Source organism: Snodgrassella sp. ESL0324, assembly GCF_013344955.1.
Taxonomy (GTDB): Bacteria; Pseudomonadota; Gammaproteobacteria; order Burkholderiales; family Neisseriaceae; genus Snodgrassella; species Snodgrassella alvi.
Map to the genome: position 1 here is coordinate 31,416 of NZ_JAAEDS010000014.1, position 18,710 is coordinate 50,125.

Here is an 18,710-nt window from a genome sequence, read left to right on the forward strand (position 1 = left end):
TTAGGGATAATAATGCCCTCTTTAATGAAAGAAATTCTGATATGACGCTGACAAAAGCTGAACTTGCTGATATCCTGGTTGAAAAAGTTGCCGGCATGAGCAAACATGATGCCAAAGAAATTGTTGAACTATTCTTTGAAGAAATTCGCAGTACTCTTGAAAAGGGCGAACAAATTAAAATTTCCGGCTTTGGTAATTTCCAGTTGCGTGATAAACCGCAACGCCCGGGACGTAATCCAAAAACTGGAGAAGAAGTACCTATTTCTGCCAGACGCGTTGTTACTTTCCACGCATCACAAAAATTAAAGGGTATGGTTGATCACTATAATGGAAAACAAGCCTAAGCAGTTGTTACCCATACCAGCACAGCGGTATTTTACCCTCGAAGAGCTATGCCGCCTTGCAGACATCAGTGCCGAGCAATTCTCTGTCTGGCAACAGACACATGGCATTATTGTAGGCTATGGCGGTAAGCACTATACCCGTGCTGATGTGATTAAAGTCAGACAATTGCGCGACAGCTTTACACCATATATAGACTCATTTACACGTAATCAGGTAGATGCTGATGGTAACCCTGTCATTAATGCACTGGAAACCCGTCAGCAAATTGAAAAAGTAGTAGATAACCTGAATAGTGTACTTGCTAAGTAATACGATTACTTTTATAATCGCTTCCTTTACAAAGTCGGAGTGTGGCGCAGTCTGGTAGCGCACTTGCATGGGGTGCAAGGGGTCGAAGGTTCGAATCCTTTCACTCCGACCAATGAAATCAAGGCTTAGAAAAATTTCTAAGTCTTTTTTATTTGCATGAAAAATACAGTGATCTATCTAATTTTTTGCCAATTGATTACTTAAACAAAATTATCATCCACCCATTTTATTTAATCATCTGTTTTTATTCTATTAACTTTTTCTATATCGGTTTTATTACTTATATACTTGAAATGTCTTCTCACCTGCTTTTTAATTCTGGTTTCATCCATTATTTCTGAAGCACGATAAGTATATGAAATAAAATTTTCCTTACCTAAATGTGAATACCGCTCGTATAGTTTTTTTCTGAATAGAATCGTTGATTTATTTTTTAATTGTGATTTTTCAGCTAATCGACGAGATTTCCTTAGTTTTTTATAATATCTTGATATAGAGCTTGGACGAATTAGTGTTTTTTGTCCATCAAAAATAAATCCTAAATATTGCAGATATCCTTTTCCGCTATTATCAACAGACTGAATTTTAAGCGTTCCGTCTGCACAAGTATTAAAAATCAATTTTTCGGTTTTACTATCCTGAATTTCCAGTTTAAGTTCCCAAATCTTTTCTTTTACAAAATTAGCAATATTTTCTACCAGTTCTAAATTATCTTCGGGAGCTATAATTAATATATCATCACAATATCGAAAATATTTAGCTTTCTCATTCAAAAAATTTTTACATGCCAGATCGAAATCACTCATATAAAGATTAGATACAATTCCGCTTATCGGGGAACCTTGAGGAATTCCTTTATGATAATTAACCCTTATTGCATTATTTTTGACAATTTTTTCTCTGAATTCTGCCATATTTGAACAAAGTGACAATAATCTGGAATCAGTATATTTACCCTCAACCTTTCGTTTCTTTTTCCTGAACATAGTTTTAGAAATATTTAAATTAGATAAAGCATCATCCAGCTTTACATAAGAATAACGTGTAATACTTTTAAAAATAGCATAGTGGTCATCTGGTAAATTTTTCCCGCCCAAAAGCTTTTGCCAGGCCTGTTTAAGCTTGGCATGATCTAAATTGTCAAAAAAGCCTTTAATATCAAAACATAAACAAGAGCAATTTTTAAAGCTCTTAATTACATCAAAAGCCTCTTTTGCAAAATTAATATTGGATTTACCACCTGCACTACCAGCTATTTCTATTTTTCTGAAAGCTAATACGTTTTCGGACAATTTATTTTTTTCGAGGAAATCTTCGTACTTTTTATTCAATAAATCAGCATAATAAGAATAGATAAAACTATCTAAATGCGATGCGTATGCAATATATCTGATTTTGTCTTTACGACAAATAACGGACTTATTCTCAGGTAGTGAATATGCTTTCCGAACTTTAGTTTCGTATTGAATAAACGGAAGAAATTGATGCTTTGCAACTTTTTTTGAATAATTATTCTGACTAGTGGATATATCTGCACCAATATAAGAATTAAAAATTTTTTTAAGTATACTTTTATTCTTTTTTAATACACCTTCTTGCAACTGATAAACATCTTTTTTTCTTCGCAATACGGGTTTAGTTAAAGGTTTATCAAAATGTAAATACGACCTGTCTTTAAACCATGAAAAAAATGTTTTATTATATGGATTATGTTTTTTTAGCATTTTAGGTATACATAAACTGCAGAATGAAATTCAAAATCAAGGGATGGGGGCTAAGATTGGTCCATCACTACTGCCCCCCCACCACATTGAAATTGCACGAATGCAATTTATAAAAAGACCGCACTATATGAAATAAGTTTAATGATATTGTTTATAGGAGGCAAAGTGATGAAGAAAATCACCGCCCTGCTGTCAGTGGTAGTAACACTACCACTTGACATTGAAACAATATGCCCAAAGCTCAGATAGCTTTAGTAAGCCAAATAGATTTAGCAAATCAAACAAATGTAAATATTTAGCTAAATTTAGTATAAATGATTTAATATAATTTGAAAATAGTGCACGGGCTTTGCAGTTAATTAGTGTTGTTTTTATTTCAAACTTTAAATCCACCCTTTTGTCAACATAACAAAAACCCTTGTAAAAATTTATAATTTCCACACATCTGAAATAAGCGGATCAAATCAAAACCATCTATAACCTGCATTTTATCCAGTATATTGCTGCAATTGTTTTAATACACGCCGGCTAAGAATACCTTCAGGCAGACGAAAATCCAGAAGCATACGTGTCAGCCGTATGGCCTCGGTATGCCATTCAGGCTGTTCAGCTAGTGAGCGGTTATTTAATGCATTCAGAGTGTGTCCGTGAACAACAATACCATTTTCCTGCGCTGTGATCTGTGCCTGCATCAATAAAACAGGAGCATGTTCGGCGCGCAGCCAGTAGCGTTCATGATTAATGATCTCCTTCCCCTGACTATCCTGACTAATATCAGGAGCAATACCTAAAGCACGCAGTAATGACCACTCAAAATAACGCAGTGCAGATAAGTGTTCGCCGTATGAAATATGTTGTAGTACGGTATGTAGTGCCGCGTGAATATCAGGTAATGGATCCTCCCGGGCTGTTAGTTTTAGTACCAACTCATTTACATACATGGCACTGAATAACGCCTGATTCTGAGGCTGAGGCCAGCCGCCTATCCATTCTGCCCGGTGCAGAGTTTTCAATTCATTATTCCCATACCAGGATAGATGTAGCGGCACGAAAGGAACGAGTACACCTCGCAATTCACTTTGCCGGCGCCTCGCGCTGCGCGCCAGCATCACTACTCTGCCATAATCCCGGGAAAATACTTCAATTTGCAGACTGCTTTCACTCCATGGACGGGAGGTAAGCAAAAAAGCAGGTTGATGATTGATGCGATTATTAGACATAGCCGTTTTATGTCAGATGTAGATTTTTCAATTATAGCCGGTTATGGCATGCAATTGACCATGTACAGGAAAAAGCGGATAATTCTATTAACAATATAGACTATATTTTTCAGGCAGCCGGCTATTTTAAAGCCGGCTGCCTGAATGTATTCGAAATAATCAGGAAAGTTTAAATACCCATGAAAGCACCAGAATTATTATTGCCCGCTGGTGGACTGGAGCGGATGCGCACAGCCTTTGATTATGGCGCAGATGCTGTTTATGCCGGCACACCGCGTTATTCTCTGCGCGCACGTAATAATGAATTTGCACATCTGCCAGTACTGGAACAGGGTATTACTGAAGCACATGCACGAGGAAAGAAATTTTTTCTGGCCAGTAATATTTTGCCACATAACGCAAAATTGAAAACTTATCTCGCCGATATGGAACCGATTATTGCTATGCAGCCAGACGCGCTGATTATGGCTGATCCGGGTCTTATTATGAAAGTGCGTGAAAAATGGCCGGAAATACCGATTCATTTATCCGTTCAGGCTAATACCACCAATGCATGGGGTGTGCAGTTCTGGCAGAGTATCGGCATAGAACGTATTATTCTGTCGCGCGAACTCAGTATTAATGAAATTGCCGAAATCAGGCAGCAATGCCCGGATATTGAGCTGGAAGTATTCGTTCACGGAGCTTTGTGTATTGCCTATTCAGGCCGCTGCCTGCTTTCCGGTTATTTTAATCATCGTGATCCTAATCAGGGTACTTGTACTAATGCTTGCCGCTGGGATTATAAAGTACATAATACGGCTGATAGCGACAGCGGCGATGCTCAATTATTACCCGATTTTGACTTTAATCAGGCGAAAAGTCTCGCTGATAACGCATTATACGGCTTAAATGACCAGCAACGTCACCCGCTGGCAAATAAAATCTATCTGATTGAAGAAGCAAACCGGCCTGGTGATATGATGCCCATAATGGAAGATGAGCATGGCACCTATATCATGAATTCCAAAGATTTACGTGCAGTAGAACAAGTCGCCAAACTGGCAGAAATCGGTGTAGATTCTTTAAAAGTTGAAGGCCGGACTAAATCAGTCTATTACGTAGCGCGGGCAGCGCAGGTATACCGGCGTGCTATTGATGATGCAGTTGCAGGTAAACCTTTTGATTATAGCCTACTGGCAGAACTCGAAGGATTGGCCAACCGGGGTTATACCACTGGTTTTCTGGAACGGCATCAGACACAAGAGTACCAGAATTACCTTTCCGGACATTCTTTATCAAAACAAAGTCAGTATGTAGGCAAAGTTACGGCTGTTGATTCTGAAGGATGGGCAACCATTGAGGTAAAAAATAAATTCAGCCTTGGTGACCAGCTGGAAATTATTCATCCGAGCGGTAATCAGATTATCCGACTTGAAGCAATGACACGTAAGGGCTATCCGGTAGAAGTGGCTTCCGGAAACGGAATTGAAGTAAAAATTCCGCAGATGCTCGGCAAAGATAATGCCCTGATTGCACGAATTATTCCCCAGGCAGAAGCTAATTAAATAAGCTGCTGAAAAAGCCATAGTGATATTACACTATGGCTTTTTTATTATCCGTTTCTGATATTTGTGTACTTTACAGCCAGCCTTGTAAATGCTGCTTCACAAGCGGAGCCAGTATTTCAACCCATTCATGCTCACTATTCATACAGGGAATGTACTGAAACTGTTTTCCGCCATGCGCCAGAAAGTCTGCTTTACCACGAATATTGATTTCTTCAAGTGTTTCCAGACAATCGGTAACAAAACCCGGACATATGACATCAAGTCTGCTGATTCCGGCCTGAGGAAGCTGGATAAGCAAATCCTGAGTACTTGGTCCGACCCAGGGCGCATAGCCAAAGCGGCTCTGAAATGCCAGCCGGTATTCATCTTCTTGCAGACCAAGTTCTTCTGTGAGTAAACGGGTCGTGGTTTTACAATGCTCAACATAACTATCGCCAGCCTGATGCTGAGCCTCTGGTATACCATGAAAGCTTATTAATAAACACTGTCCTCTGCCATGCTTTTGCCAGTATGTCTGAATATGTCTGGCCAGTGTTTTTATATAATTGTTATCTGCATAAAAGCCGGTGATACTTCGTACTGCCATTTGTACACGCTGCTTAAGCATCACCCGCCATACCTGATCCAGTGCAGCACCACTACTGGAACCCGCATATTGCGGATACAACGGCAACACCAGCAAATTCTGCACGCCAAGCTGTTTCATTTCCTGCATAACATTAACTACGCTGGGCTGTCCGTAGGTCATAGCAAAACGGGTAATAACATCGTCTGGCATAGTACTGGCTAAAGAAGCACTAAGCAGTTGTGTTCCAGTCAATAAAGGGGAACCGGCTTCCTGCCAGATGGTGCTGTACGCGTGGGCACTTTTACGTCCGCGAACAGGCAAAATAATCCCGCGTAATATTAACTGCCATAAAAAACGCGGTAATTCGACTACACGCTGGTCGGATAAAAATTCGCGTAAATACGGGCGTACAGCCTGAGGTTCAGGTGCAGCAGGTGTACCAAGATTCAGCAATAAAACACCAATTGCCAGTTTAGAAGTTTTTGGTTCAGAAAGAAAAATTTTTGACATAATATTTGGCAGCAATCGATTATCAGTCAATCAGATAAAAGTACTGCGAGTATAGCCTATATCTTCTGCTTGTTAGCAATTTCACCAGTTATATACTTTACTGACATCAGGCATTACCTCTGCAACAGACCTGATCCAGCGATTATCTGTGCTTAACCTAATCCCCTGCTCATTTTGATAAAACTACTTTAGTTTTCAAAAGACTGGTAAATCTTTATTTATCCCAAAGCGCCTGAAAGGCTTTTACTACTTTTTCAGGATCAGATGATTCAGTAACAGCACGAACTACAGCCAGAGAGCTTACACCGGTAGCCAGTACATCGCGTGCATTATTTAAATCAATTCCACCAATAGCAACTGTAGGTGTATTTCCGGCTTGAATCACGTATTGCTTTAATTTGTCCAATCCCTGAGGTTCAGTAGGCATAGTTTTGGTTGTAGTAGGAAAAATTGCCCCGCAGGCTACATAGCTTGGCTTAACTGCTAATGCTTTACTCAGTTCCGCTGGCGAATGTGTACTTACCCCCAGTCTTAACCCTGAACTCTGAATCATTACTAAATCAGCACTATCCAGATCTTCCTGTCCAAGATGCACCCCATACGCACCGCAATCTACGGCTTCCCACCAGAAATCATTGATAAATAGTTGTGTAGGTGTATCTTTTGCATAAGCGACACTGCGTTGAATTTCACGGTACAATGCTGAACCAATCAGAGTTTTATTACGCAGCTGCACAGTATTGGCCCCTGCATCGACCATCCGCGCTACCCAATCCGCAGTAGGAACAACAGTATAGAATTTCAGCGGAGCAACTATAGGTAAAAACGAATTTGCATACATAAAATATTCCTTTTGAAATAAAAATCTTTATAATGATAGTTTTTTCACGCAGCACTGCATACACACAATAATGTTTGCGGATGTCTGTACTGAATTTTCCACTTTTACAAATATATTATGGCCTCAGACGCATCCTCTGTTCGCTCTCCCCTGATCACCCGGGTTAATTATACTTTTGCTGCATTATTATTCGGCACAATTGCATACTTTATTTATTGGGGGCTTGGATATACCAACCATCATTCTCCATTATTATTTGTTATTGCCACTCTGTTTGGCGCCTTCATGGCATTTAATATCGGTGGCAATGATGTTGCCAACTCCTTTGGTACCAGTGTAGGCGCCGGAACCCTTACAATACCGCAGGCATTGGGTATAGCGGCCGTTTTTGAGGTTTCTGGTGCGGTCATTGCCGGCGGAGAAGTAACAAAAACAATTCGTCACGGCATTATAGACCTTGGTGCCATGCATTTAACACCTTCACAATGTATTAATGTCATGCTGGCAGCATTACTGGCGGCGGCAATCTGGCTGTTAATTGCCTCCAAAAAAGGTTTACCGGTTTCAACGACGCACTCTCTGATAGGCGGACTGGTAGGTGGCGGATTATGTCTAGGATATCTGATAACGGGTAATGGCAGCGCTTTAGATTTAATTCAATGGAACAAAATGGCAGAAATTGGTCTGTCCTGGGTTATCTCACCTGTTTTAGGAGGTGCGTTTTCTTATATCCTGTTCAGCCAGATAAAAAAGCATGTACTGGACTACAACGACCGGATGGTTATAGCACTGAAAGAAATTAAGCAGGAAAAAAAAGCATATAAAGAAAAACACAAAATCTGGTTTGAAAAACTAAGTGAAACCGAAAAAATTCGCATTTCCTCTGCTATAGCCCGTGACGCCGAAAATTACAGTGATCCTGATTATAGCGTCGAAGAGCTCGAATCAGATTACTATAAAGGTTTGGCAGATATCGAAAGCCGTAAAAATAACATCGACGCATTTAAGGCACTGCATAGCTGGGTACCCTTAATTTCAGCATGTGGCGGCATGATGATTACCGCTATGATGTTATTTAAAGGACTGACTAATCTGCATCTTGGTTTATCTGTGATTACCAATTTCCTGTTAATCATCATGATTGGCGCGCTAATCTGGATGGCCACATTCATTTACGCAAAAACCTTAAGGCGCAAAGATTTAAGCAAATCCACCTTTCTGATGTTCAGCTGGATGCAGGTATTTACTGCTGCCGGCTTTGCTTTTAGTCACGGCGCTAATGATATTTCCAATGCAGTTGGTCCGTTTGCCGCCATTATGGATATTATCCGTACCGGTGATATTGGTATAGACGCCAATGCCATGATTCCGGCACCAGTGATGATAACATTTGGTGTGGCACTGATTGTTGGTTTATGGTTTATCGGCAAAGAAGTCATCCAGACTGTTGGTACCAATCTGGCCAAAATGCATCCTGCATCCGGCTTCACAGCAGAGCTTTCCTCTGCAGCCATTGTGATGCTGGCTACACTGATGGGGCTGCCGGTATCCAGTACACATATTCTGGTTGGTGCCGTTCTGGGTATCGGACTGGTTAATCGTAATGCTAACTGGAAATTGATGAAACCAATTGCACTGGCCTGGGTGATAACCCTGCCCTCTGCTGCAGTTTTATCTGTATTGATATTTTTGGGACTCAATTCATTTTTTTAAATTTACAATTATCTTAATGAAACCGGATAAATATGCTTATCCGGTTTTATTATGACTAAAGCGATTGTCTAATGTAAATTTTCCCGGATTTTATAGAATAAATTTAACTCTGTTTTGAATGACACTACAAATAGTCGTTATTAAATTTCTTTTAATACTATTTTTCCAGATTTCTTAAATTTAAAAAGTAATTTTAAAATCAGATTAAATTTTTTAACTTAATCACCGGCTGTTTTTTATTCAACCATTTAAGCTAAAATGATGACTTTTGTTACAAACTCAGCATAAACTGGTTGTTGCCAATGAATAACCTGCTTAAAAAATTTTATATAGATCCCTTTTTACTGGCAATGCTGACTGTTGTAGGTACAGCTACTGTTTTGCCTTGTCAGGGCAGCACAAAAACATTTTTTAGTTATCTGACCACAGTTGCCATTGCCTTACTATTTTTTATGCATGGTGCAAAGCTGTCACGGCAGGCGATTACAGAAGGTATCAGACACTGGCGATTACATTTAGTTGTATTTTGCAGCACATTTATTTTATTTCCGCTAATCGGTTTAGGTTTGCGTATTCTGGTTCCCCACTGGCTCTCTCCCGAACTGTATCTGGGCTTTCTGTATTTGTGCGCATTACCGGCTACAGTACAGTCCGCAATTGCTTTTACTTCTGTTGCCGGCGGAAATGTCGCAGCAGCAGTATGCAGTGCATCTGCTTCCAGTATTCTGGGCGTTTTCCTATCACCTGTACTGGTTGGTCTAATGATGCCCACCAGTGGCAATAGTGTCGATACAACAGCAGCTATCGAATCGATTTTATTACAACTAATGCTGCCGTTTGTTTTAGGCCATCTGGCCAGACCATTAATTGCAAGTTGGATTCATAAACATAAAGTATGGATAAACCGTACTGACCGGGGCTCGATTCTTTTAGTCGTTTATGTAGCATTCAGTGATGCTGTTGTTGAAGGACTATGGCACAAAGTTAATCTAGGCTCAATTGGTATGATTGTGATTCTGAGTCTGTTGATTCTGTTTCTGGTTATCAGCATTAATACACTGGTTGCCCGTTCATTGGGCTTTAACCGTGCTGATGAAATTACTATTGTCTTTTGCGGCTCTAAGAAAAGTCTGGCAAATGGCGTACCCATGGCCAATGTACTCTTTCCTGCCAGCATAGTAGGCATTATGCTATTACCACTGATGATTTTTCATCAGTTACAACTAATGATCTGTGCAGTACTGGCACAACGCTATGCACGTTTGAATAAAAAGGAATAGATTACCTTCGAGTGTAGGTTTTATTTCTAATAAGGCTTGCTATTTGGTTTTTTATAATCTCTGTATCATAGTGCTAGCAATAAGATTTGCTGGCACTTAATCTATCTACATCAAATCACTCAATAATGCTGCAAATATCGTATTTACTTGATTTTGATACAATGACATAAATCAAAAATATAGATATACCATAAGCTGAAACAATTAGGTTTAAAAGTAGCTGCTGTGAATAGACTAGTAGTCACAAGTTAGGGACAAAATATTTGTATCTAATTGATTTAATTTTATTTTATGGTGCCAGTAATAGGAATCGAACCTACGACCTTCGCGTTACGAGTGCGCTGCTCTACCAACTGAGCTATACTGGCTTCCAATTCAGAATACTCTGAATGGCGCGCAGTATAGCATAATCGCTTTATACTCACCATTGCTATCCAATTTTATTTATTTGTTAATATAATAATTTTGACCATAAATATAATATCTGTTTAATTGAGCCTCAAGTTATTTCTGCGATCTATACCTGAAATTTTTCATAGGTTTTTTAATAATTGAATTGAATATAAAAAATATTCGGATTTTAACTAAAATAGTTTATATTTTATTTTCTTTTTCGAGATTAATTTTTGTATCTCAATAAATTAATAGAAGATTTAAAAATTGATATTAGCCTTATTTCGGTCAAACCACATAATCAATTATCTTCTCTTAAATTTATTGATATTTATAAAAAATTTTTAATAATCAATGTTCATTCAATTTTAGATTTTTCCAATTCAGTCTGAATAATAAACTTTGTTCTATAAATTTAATCAAATATTTTGAATCCATTCTGTATATTTAGCACTCTATTCAGATGTGTTGATAAAAATAGATATTTATTCAGGCTTATTCAACATTAATTTTAAGCCGGAAGCAGTGGATAAAAAATGAAACAAAACAGAGAACAACTTATTAAATATGCCTGTCTGGGTGATACACATGCACTTAATCAGTTATTGTTAGTATATCAGCCAGACATCAGAAGATTTGCCAGACGAACATGTTCTACAACAGAAGATGTTGAAGATGCTGTGCAATTCACATTATGGCAGTTACATAGAAAAATCGGTACGCTGAAAACTATCTCTTCTTTTACAAGTTGGTTATTTCGAATTATAGAACGAGAATGTTATCGTTTATTTAAAGTCAGACAATCCAAAAACATTGAAGCCCGGGCAGATATTGATAAGCTGTCTGCATCTTCTGCAGATATCGATCTTAAAATAGATCTAACTAATGCAATTATTTCTTTACCTTTGATTTACCGGCAGGTGTTGATTTTGCGGGATATTCAGGAGTATTCCACGCCGGAAGTTGCTGAAAAGCTTGGCATCACAGTTGAAGCAGTTAAAAGTCGCTTACACCGTGCCAGATTAATGGTAAAAGAAAAAATTAATTTATAAAAAATTTAAATTCAATAATTTATAGACAACATAATAGCTTTGTTCTTTTCGCAGAGAATTTATCAGAAATGTTAGTTTTAATTTTAAAATGGGAGATAAAATGACTAATCAATATCAATCAAGCAATGATTTTAAATACACTGCTGCATTATTAAAATATGCACCCGAAGAAACACAGGCATTTATAGATTTTGACCATAAAACCACCAAACGCAGTGAAGGAAATATTCCGATAAAAACAAGAGAATTAATTGCTTTAGCTGTAGCACTGACTACGCAATGTGCATATTGTATTGATGTTCATATTAAAGGAGCAAAACAAGCAGGAGTAAGTGAAGAAGAATTAGCAGAATTAATTTCAATTTCAGCTTCTGTAAAAGCAGGCGCAACCATGGCACATGGTTTGCTGGCAATGCGTTTATTTGAGCAATAAAATATTTGATTTAGTAAAACAGAAATAAATACTTATGTATATACTTTGTAGGTGCAACTATTTAAATTTTCTGGATTTGTAACTAGCTTATTAAACTGAGTACACTCGAATGGCTAGTGTACTCAGTTACATTATCAATAAATATTAGATTAAAGTAAGGCCTGAGTTAGCGTTGTTTTTTCTTAAAATTATTCATAACCTGTGTCAGATTATGCTGCAGTACATCCTCTACTGCTCCGGGTACTTCGGCCATTAATTCACGTTGTAAAGTGGTTACCAGACCGGCTGTATGCTTTTGTACTGCAACACGAACCATACCTGCTAATACATCAGTAAGATGCGGACGTAATTTTTCAGTTAACTGTTGCAGTAAAGCCTGCTCGGAAATACAGGTTACTGCCCTGTTAGCTGTACCACGCGGTTCTATGACATGCATATGTACATGAATAATTGGCTGGCCATTATCGCTGGTAGCAGAAAGCTCATCTTCTGTATTTTGCCGGCTTACTTCTGTTGGTATAACAGCAGATTGTTTGCCTTTTAGCTGGATAGTACAGCTTGAAGGCAGATTTTCATCAACAGGAGCGCTTTGTAAACAGTTTTGTGCGGCCAGCCAGTCTTCCTGAATCAGCAAGGCTGTATCATTTAATGCAGACTCCTGCTTTTGCACTTCTAGTGTACTTTGCTGCTGCCATTGTTTCAGATAAGCCCGATAAACCCGCTCACGCTGTACAGGATCAAGTAAAACTTCAGCAGACTGGGATGTGGATACCGTTTTAGGCTCTGGCTCAGGTTGTCTGCTGCGATTTTTAATCGTATTGGTAACTATCGGAGGCACATTGAAATCATGCGGGCGTCTTCTGGTTTTAGGTATAGATAACGGCGGTGCATCTGATATGACTTCTTCCTGACGATTTGACCGGCTATCTTGCTTTTTTTTGTGCTGGCGCAACTGCTCAAGACTTCGCTCCCATTCGGGCATAGTCTCTGTAGCCATTTTTGCAGGGCTGACAGTTGAATTAGCGACAGATTGCTGTTCAGGCAGATCATCACTCAAAGTAAAAACAAATTGATTTTGTTGTTCATACTGATTTTTCACCATGCCCCCACTTCTGATCAGTCCGGTATATTTTAACTGGCTGTGCATATTTTTATGTAAGCCATATCTGAGTAATTATAGCAACTTTTATAGGTTAAAATGCTAAAATAAACTACATAGTGTTCAATTAAATTAGGAATAAAACATGAGTACCATTGAACAGCGAATAGAGTTTCTGGAAGAAAGCAATGAGGCTCTGATTATGCAAAACCGGGTGCTGGCCACCGCAATTAAAGGTCTGCTGCGTGCGCTGCCTGCAGACATAGCTGAGTTGGCTACTGAATCCATACGCGCGGCTTTTGATAATGAAATTGCGGAATTACAGTATGAGGAAAATCCGCAAGTAGAATTATTTCACGATGCCACTTATGCATTTTTTCACGAACGTGAACATTAAACCTAAACAGGCTGGCAATAGCATAATTGCCAGCCTGTTTAATTAAATAGATTCAGTTAAAATAAATTATTATTTTCTTACATCTCTGCATAATTAGGTCCGCTTCCCCCCTCAGGACAAACCCAGTTAATATTCTGCTCAGGGTCTTTGATATCACAGGTTTTACAATGTACGCAGTTTTGCGCATTAATCTGTAAATGCGGTTCACCGGCCTGATCTACAATTTCATAAACACCAGCCGGACAATAGCGTGTTTCCGGACTGGCATATTCACGATAATTGACAGATATCGCCAGCTCAGGATTATTCAATTTTAAATGTACGGGCTGATTCTCATCATGGCTGATACTGGCAAGATAAACACTACTCGTACGGTCAAAGGTTAATTTACCATCCGCCTTAGGATAATCAATAGGCCGGCATTCTTGTGCTTTGCGTAAAGATGCATAATCCGGACTCCGATGACGTAGCGTCCACGGTGCCTTACCTCTGAAAATGTATTCTTCAAGTCCGCTATAGGCCAGACCGCCAAACAGCCCCCATTTAAATGACGGACGGATGTTTCGTACTTTATGTAACTCATGATACAGCCAGCTGTCTCGAAACAATTCACTATATTTCACTGCTTCAGTATTACTATCATCACTGACATGTTCCTCTTTTAACACCTCAGCAATAGCTTCTGCTGCCAGCATACCTGACTTCATTGCAGCATGAATGCCTTTGATTCGGGGAACATTCAGAAAACCGGCAGTATCACCGACAAGCACTCCACCCGGAAAAGTCAGTTTAGGTAAACTTTGCAATCCACCTTCGCTTAATGCACGTGCCCCATAAGCAATACGGGTACCACCCTCAAGCAGCTCCCGGATAGCCGGATGGGTTTTATAGCGCTGCATTTCAGAAAACGGTGACATATATGGATTCTGATAATCCAGTCCGACCACAAACCCGACAGCAACTTTGTTATCATTTAAGTGATAAAGAAATGAACCACCATAAGTTTTCCGGTCTAGCGGCCAGCCAATTGAATGAATGACTGTGCCCGGTTTGGATTTTTCCGGGGCAACAGACCATAATTCTTTGATACCAATTCCATAAGTCTGATTCTGACAATCTTTATCCAGCTGAAACTGCCGGATTAAAGTTTTGGTAAGCGAGCCCCGACATCCTTCAGCAAATATAGTTTGTTTTGCCAGTAACGCCATACCCTGCTGATAATTACTTCCCGGTTGTCCGTCTTTATTCAGTCCCATATCACCGGTAGCAATTCCGCGTACGGAACCATCAGGATGATAAAGAACTTCTGCAGCTGCAAAACCGGGATAAATCTCTACCCCCATTTCCTCAGCCTGCTGAGCCAGCCAGCGACAAAACAACCCCAGACTAATAATATAATTACCATGATTATTAAAGCTGGACGGAGTAAGTAAACGATAAGCTTTTTTTTCAGTCAGAAACAGCAGCCGGTCTTCTTTAACTGCACAGGTTAAAGGTGCGCCTTTTTCTTGCCAGTTTTCAATCAGTTCAGATAATGAACGCGGATCAATGACGGCTCCTGAAAGAATATGCGCCCCCACTTCAGAACCTTTATCGACAATGCATACACTAATGTCACGTTGCTCTTTAGCTGCAAGTTGTTTTAATCGTATGGAAGCAGCTAATCCAGACGGTCCGGCACCAACAATCACTACATCATAATGCATGCTTTCACGTTCTATGGATTCTGTCATGGTCGATTTCCTGCATTGAAACAATGATAACTAAATCTACGGCAGACATAAACAATATACATATACCGTATAATAAAAACTGGCATTATATCGAACAATGACTAGATATATCGACTACACTGATTAACGAATTTATATATTAATTTAGTAATCAAGCAAACAAAATATTATATATAGAATTAATTTCGAACACTTCTGATCAAATAATAAATATTGATGAAGCAGGTAAATTAAACTTACCCTTAGTTACTACTATCTTATAAAAGTATTTAATGTAAGTTTTGTTGATTTGGAAGTCGTTTTTTACTCTACCTAAAAAAGTTTAAACGACTTAAATCAGTGCTAACAATTAATACTTCACAATAAAAACCGTAAAAACTATAAATATAACAGCAAGAAATTAATCAGCCCTTCAAGCCTTCAAGAAAGAAACAAAATATATCTGTTATCAGATATGCTCTTCAACAATCTATGTAAATTATCCATCGTAGAATTACAGTCACAACAATATTAATAATTTATATTTAAATAAAAAATATAAATATTATATAGTTATGTATAAATTAAACCCCTCAGTAATATATAGCTGATTTTTTCTATTACTTTTCATCAAATATCACCACTGTTAGTAAACGCTAATCAGATATTGAGTATATAAAACAACAAACATGTAAATTTGTTGTAAAAAAGCAACTTTTTCGATTACTAATAATTTAATCACATAATTACTTTTTAATAACAATATTGTTGCCTAATATTTATTTTTATTAAAATTTATCAATACTTTATATTTTAAATTTCAACATCTTTCTATGGGCGCGGGTAGAAGTAAATACACTATCAATCCATGTTTTCGACTATATAGACTATATACATGTATCAAAGAAACTACTTATTTAACGAAAATACACACTTGGCTGATTGCATTAGTTTGCAAGGCGGGGCATAATTCGCTTTGCACAAGTTATGCGCACTATAGCTGTTTATTGACGAATGATATAGTGTGCAAAAACTGGATTTCCATCACTAAAGTAATACTTTTTGATACAAGTTAAGGTACATAATCATGAAAAAATCTTTATTAGTTGCTGCAGCTCTGATGTCTTTGTTCTTGGCTGCCTGCAATGATAAAAATGAAACTCCGGCTGCGTCTGCTGCATCTGAAGTTTCTGCTCCTGCTACAGCTTCTGAAGCAGCTCCGGCTTCTGAACCTGCTCCAGCTCCGGCATCTGAAGTTTCTGCTCCTGCTGTAGCTTCTGAAGCTTCTGCTGCTTCTAACTAAGCACAAGAAATCAAAAAAGCCAGACTGGAAAGTCTGGCTTTTTTGTTGCTTAATTGTATCGAGTAATATAATAAAGTTATTCAAGCAACCTGTATTGATTAAAATTTTTTTACAGTTTGCCTCTGAAACTCATCATCAAATATAACAACTGTTCAAATAAACAGAAAAATAATACAGTTCGTACACTCCAGAGAGGTTTTTCAGTTTCTGTAGTGCGTAAAAATAGCAGAAGCATTATTATCCACTGACTTCCTATCCAGAAAACCGGTTGCCAGACAAACATCTGGAATAAAGTGACCAGTAATGGAATTTGCAGGATAACATTTTTCACTAAACATAATACCAAAACCAAACAAACAACCAAGGCGCTAAACTGCAACCAGCCACCATACAGCAACGCAGTTAAATATGCACTTTGTTTCAGCTGATCGCGCCGATGCAGAGCAAAACATGAACCGAGTAAGATATACACTGGCATCAAATACAGATTTAGTGGCTTAAATAAATCAGCAATACCCGGTAATATCAGGCTACTCATTGCGGCCAGAATTATCCAGAGTACCAGTGAAACAACCAGCCAGCCATAAATACGGTATTTATAGCATTGCCAGACAAATACTCCTGTATATACCAATACAACTGCATAACTGATTAGCGTACCCATTAACGCACCAGTTTCAGCAAACGTGCAAGCACAGCCGCCATATTATCAGCTATAGCTGCGACCCATTCAGTAGACATATCAGGGGAAAAATGTGCTTCATCTTCATGCCCAATTACCAGAATAGCCAGCGTCTGTTCTTTCCAGCGTAAAGGTAATTGCAAAAAACTTTCCAGTCGCGGTTGTTCAGGCAATAATTCCAGTAGAGCAGCAACCGGTAAAGTGCCACAAGCAGGAGCAGTTAATTTTTGACCAATAACCTTAAATTTCTCACTCACATGTAAATTTACAGGTACACGAACATTTTTAGGAATATCTGCAGTGATGATTAGTGCATGATAAGGTAAAGTAAATTCATCGTTTAATCCATCACTGATGGCTCGCTGCCATTGTGCCAGAGTATTGACGATAAGCAGACGCTGAGTAAACGCCATAAATTTGGCCATTAACGTATGATTAGCATCAGCATCGCCCAGCATTTGAATAAGCTGTGAGGCCATTTTTTCAGTTTTCCGCTGCATTACCTGCATTTTTCCCTGTTGAAATGACAATATTTTGCTTTCAATCGGACGCAGATTAAATTCAGTAGCATGCTCGTATAACCACTGTGGCTGTGCATGTAAAAATTTTAGTACTTCAGCTTCCTTAATACTCATAAGTAATTTATCTCTCCTTCAAATACAGTCTCTGCCGGCCCGGTCATCCAGACATGCGCATCAGGTTTCTGCTGCCAGCTTATTGATAGCTGTCCGCCGGGTAAATTCACTTGTACCGGTTTATCATCACCCAGTAAGCCCAGACTGATTCCGGCTACAACCGCAGCACAGGCACCGGTACCGCATGCCTGTGTTTCTCCGACACCTCGTTCAAACACACGCAAATAAATCTCTCGTGGCGCTTTTATCTGCATAAATCCGACATTAACCCGCTGAGGGAACTGTCTGTGACTTTCAATTGCTGCACCAAGCCGGTGCACAGGCGCATGATTAATATCTTCTACAACCATCACTGCATGCGGATTACCCATATTGATACAGGTCACACTAACGGTATCAGCTCCGACAACCAGTTCATGGCTGATACTCTTGGCATCATTTTCATCAATAGCCGCAAACGGAATCTGTTCCGGTGCAAACAGCGGTATACCCATATCCACTGTTACCAGCCCATCTTCATTCAATCGCGGCACAATTATTCCGCCGGCAGTTTCTACCACAATCTGTTTTTTGCTGGTTAATCCTTTATCATAAACAAAACGGGCGAAGCAGCGTGCACCATTACCACATTGCTCTACTTCGGAGCCATCTGCATTAAAAATACGATAACGAAAATCAGCGTTCGGTGTCTGCGGTGCTTCAATCAGCAGAAGCTGATCAAATCCCACCCCTGTATGGCGCTGAGCCCATGCAGCGATTGGTGCTGTATCCGGATAAAATTTCTGGCTAATTCCGTCTATCACCATGAAATCATTACCCAAACCATGCATTTTAGTAAATTTTAGTTTAGTCATATGCCATTCAGTCTGTCATCACAACTGGTTTAAGCAGCTATGATACCGATTTATCACCGTAACGATAAGTTCTGCACTGAACTAATTAGC

General features: G+C 38.9%; 18 protein-coding genes and 2 tRNA genes. 10 read left to right on the plus strand and 10 right to left on the minus strand.

The window, feature by feature from the left end; genetic code table 11:
* Positions 1–41: 41 nt before the first annotated feature.
* The 3 genes from GYY70_RS07245 to GYY70_RS07255 all read left to right on the plus strand — a co-directional run bounded on the left by GYY70_RS07245 (position 42) and on the right by GYY70_RS07255 (position 766).
* Positions 42–344: an integration host factor subunit alpha gene (locus GYY70_RS07245; protein WP_025330518.1), complete on the plus strand. Its 303-nt coding sequence runs from the start codon at positions 42–44 to the stop codon at positions 342–344.
* Complete coding sequence (locus tag GYY70_RS07250) at positions 328–654, plus strand: hypothetical protein (RefSeq protein WP_025330517.1); 327 nt, start codon at positions 328–330, stop codon at positions 652–654. The genes GYY70_RS07245 and GYY70_RS07250 overlap by 17 nt, the downstream gene beginning before the upstream one ends.
* Before the next feature lie 35 nt (positions 655–689).
* Positions 690–766, plus strand: a tRNA-Pro gene (locus tag GYY70_RS07255).
* Positions 767–884: 118 nt separating this feature from the next.
* Here the strand turns inward: GYY70_RS07255 and drt2 are convergent.
* Both drt2 and recO read right to left on the minus strand, forming a co-directional pair.
* On the minus strand, positions 885–2,378 hold the full coding sequence (gene drt2, locus GYY70_RS07260; protein WP_174831902.1) for an antiviral reverse transcriptase Drt2: 1,494 nt from the start codon (positions 2,376–2,378) through the stop codon (positions 885–887).
* A gap of 488 nt (positions 2,379–2,866) precedes the next feature.
* Positions 2,867–3,598, minus strand: a complete 732-nt coding sequence (recO, locus tag GYY70_RS07265; protein ID WP_174831904.1) for a DNA repair protein RecO — start codon at positions 3,596–3,598, stop codon at positions 2,867–2,869.
* Between the two features lie 179 nt (positions 3,599–3,777).
* Here recO and yegQ point away from each other — a divergent pair, with 179 nt between their 5' ends.
* On the plus strand, positions 3,778–5,145 hold the full coding sequence (gene yegQ, locus GYY70_RS07270) for a tRNA 5-hydroxyuridine modification protein YegQ (protein WP_174831905.1): 1,368 nt from the start codon (positions 3,778–3,780) through the stop codon (positions 5,143–5,145).
* Between the two features lie 73 nt (positions 5,146–5,218).
* Here the strand turns inward: yegQ and hemH are convergent, their stop codons facing one another.
* Both hemH and thiE read right to left on the minus strand, forming a co-directional pair.
* The gene (hemH, locus tag GYY70_RS07275; protein WP_174831907.1) at positions 5,219–6,226 is read right to left on the minus strand and encodes a ferrochelatase; all 1,008 of its coding nucleotides are present in this window, start codon (positions 6,224–6,226) and stop codon (positions 5,219–5,221) included.
* Positions 6,227–6,440: 214 nt separating this feature from the next.
* The gene (gene thiE / locus GYY70_RS07280; protein WP_174831909.1) at positions 6,441–7,067 is read right to left on the minus strand and encodes a thiamine phosphate synthase; all 627 of its coding nucleotides are present in this window, start codon (positions 7,065–7,067) and stop codon (positions 6,441–6,443) included.
* A 117-nt stretch (positions 7,068–7,184) separates the two neighbouring features.
* Between thiE and GYY70_RS07285 the strand changes: the two genes are divergently transcribed.
* Both GYY70_RS07285 and GYY70_RS07290 read left to right on the plus strand, forming a co-directional pair.
* Positions 7,185–8,780 (plus strand): inorganic phosphate transporter, encoded by a 1,596-nt coding sequence (locus GYY70_RS07285; protein ID WP_174831911.1) that lies wholly within the window; start codon positions 7,185–7,187, stop codon positions 8,778–8,780.
* A gap of 302 nt (positions 8,781–9,082) precedes the next feature.
* Positions 9,083–10,060 carry a bile acid:sodium symporter family protein gene (locus GYY70_RS07290; RefSeq protein ID WP_174831912.1) on the plus strand — a complete coding sequence of 326 codons (978 nt, stop codon included), beginning with the start codon at positions 9,083–9,085 and terminating at the stop codon, positions 10,058–10,060.
* 292 nt (positions 10,061–10,352) lie between these two features.
* On the opposite strand, the gene GYY70_RS07295 is transcribed toward GYY70_RS07290, so the two are convergent.
* Positions 10,353–10,428: transfer RNA gene (locus GYY70_RS07295), tRNA-Thr, on the minus strand.
* Positions 10,429–10,989: 561 nt separating this feature from the next.
* On the opposite strand from GYY70_RS07295, the gene GYY70_RS07300 reads away from it, so the two are divergent.
* Both GYY70_RS07300 and GYY70_RS07305 read left to right on the plus strand, forming a co-directional pair.
* Positions 10,990–11,505, plus strand: coding sequence for an RNA polymerase sigma factor (locus GYY70_RS07300; RefSeq protein ID WP_084553443.1), 516 nt, complete (start codon positions 10,990–10,992; stop codon positions 11,503–11,505).
* Positions 11,506–11,605: 100 nt separating this feature from the next.
* A complete protein-coding gene (locus tag GYY70_RS07305) occupies positions 11,606–11,938 on the plus strand; it encodes a carboxymuconolactone decarboxylase family protein (RefSeq protein WP_096765958.1) in 333 nt (110 codons plus the stop codon).
* Between the two features lie 166 nt (positions 11,939–12,104).
* Here the strand turns inward: GYY70_RS07305 and GYY70_RS07310 are convergent, their stop codons facing one another.
* The gene (locus tag GYY70_RS07310; protein ID WP_174831914.1) at positions 12,105–13,040 is read right to left on the minus strand and encodes a hypothetical protein; all 936 of its coding nucleotides are present in this window, start codon (positions 13,038–13,040) and stop codon (positions 12,105–12,107) included.
* A gap of 142 nt (positions 13,041–13,182) precedes the next feature.
* Here GYY70_RS07310 and GYY70_RS07315 point away from each other — a divergent pair, with 142 nt between their 5' ends.
* On the plus strand, positions 13,183–13,434 hold the full coding sequence (locus tag GYY70_RS07315; protein WP_078474237.1) for a hypothetical protein: 252 nt from the start codon (positions 13,183–13,185) through the stop codon (positions 13,432–13,434).
* Positions 13,435–13,511: 77 nt separating this feature from the next.
* On the opposite strand, the gene GYY70_RS07320 is transcribed toward GYY70_RS07315, so the two are convergent.
* Positions 13,512–15,167 (minus strand): electron transfer flavoprotein-ubiquinone oxidoreductase, encoded by a 1,656-nt coding sequence (locus tag GYY70_RS07320; RefSeq protein ID WP_174831916.1) that lies wholly within the window; start codon positions 15,165–15,167, stop codon positions 13,512–13,514.
* 1,066 nt (positions 15,168–16,233) lie between these two features.
* Here GYY70_RS07320 and GYY70_RS07325 point away from each other — a divergent pair.
* Positions 16,234–16,449, plus strand: a complete 216-nt coding sequence (locus GYY70_RS07325; protein ID WP_025330962.1) for a hypothetical protein — start codon at positions 16,234–16,236, stop codon at positions 16,447–16,449.
* A gap of 109 nt (positions 16,450–16,558) precedes the next feature.
* On the opposite strand, the gene GYY70_RS07330 is transcribed toward GYY70_RS07325, so the two are convergent.
* The 3 genes from GYY70_RS07330 to dapF are packed head-to-tail and all read right to left on the minus strand — an operon-like array spanning position 16,559 to position 18,620.
* Positions 16,559–17,113: a hypothetical protein gene (locus GYY70_RS07330; protein ID WP_174831918.1), complete on the minus strand. Its 555-nt coding sequence runs from the start codon at positions 17,111–17,113 to the stop codon at positions 16,559–16,561.
* Positions 17,113–17,766 (minus strand): DUF484 family protein, encoded by a 654-nt coding sequence (locus GYY70_RS07335; protein WP_174831920.1) that lies wholly within the window; start codon positions 17,764–17,766, stop codon positions 17,113–17,115. The genes GYY70_RS07330 and GYY70_RS07335 overlap by 1 nt, the downstream gene beginning before the upstream one ends.
* Positions 17,763–18,620: a diaminopimelate epimerase gene (gene dapF, locus GYY70_RS07340; protein WP_174831922.1), complete on the minus strand. Its 858-nt coding sequence runs from the start codon at positions 18,618–18,620 to the stop codon at positions 17,763–17,765. The genes GYY70_RS07335 and dapF overlap by 4 nt, the downstream gene beginning before the upstream one ends.
* Between the last annotated feature and the right edge of the window lie 90 nt (positions 18,621–18,710).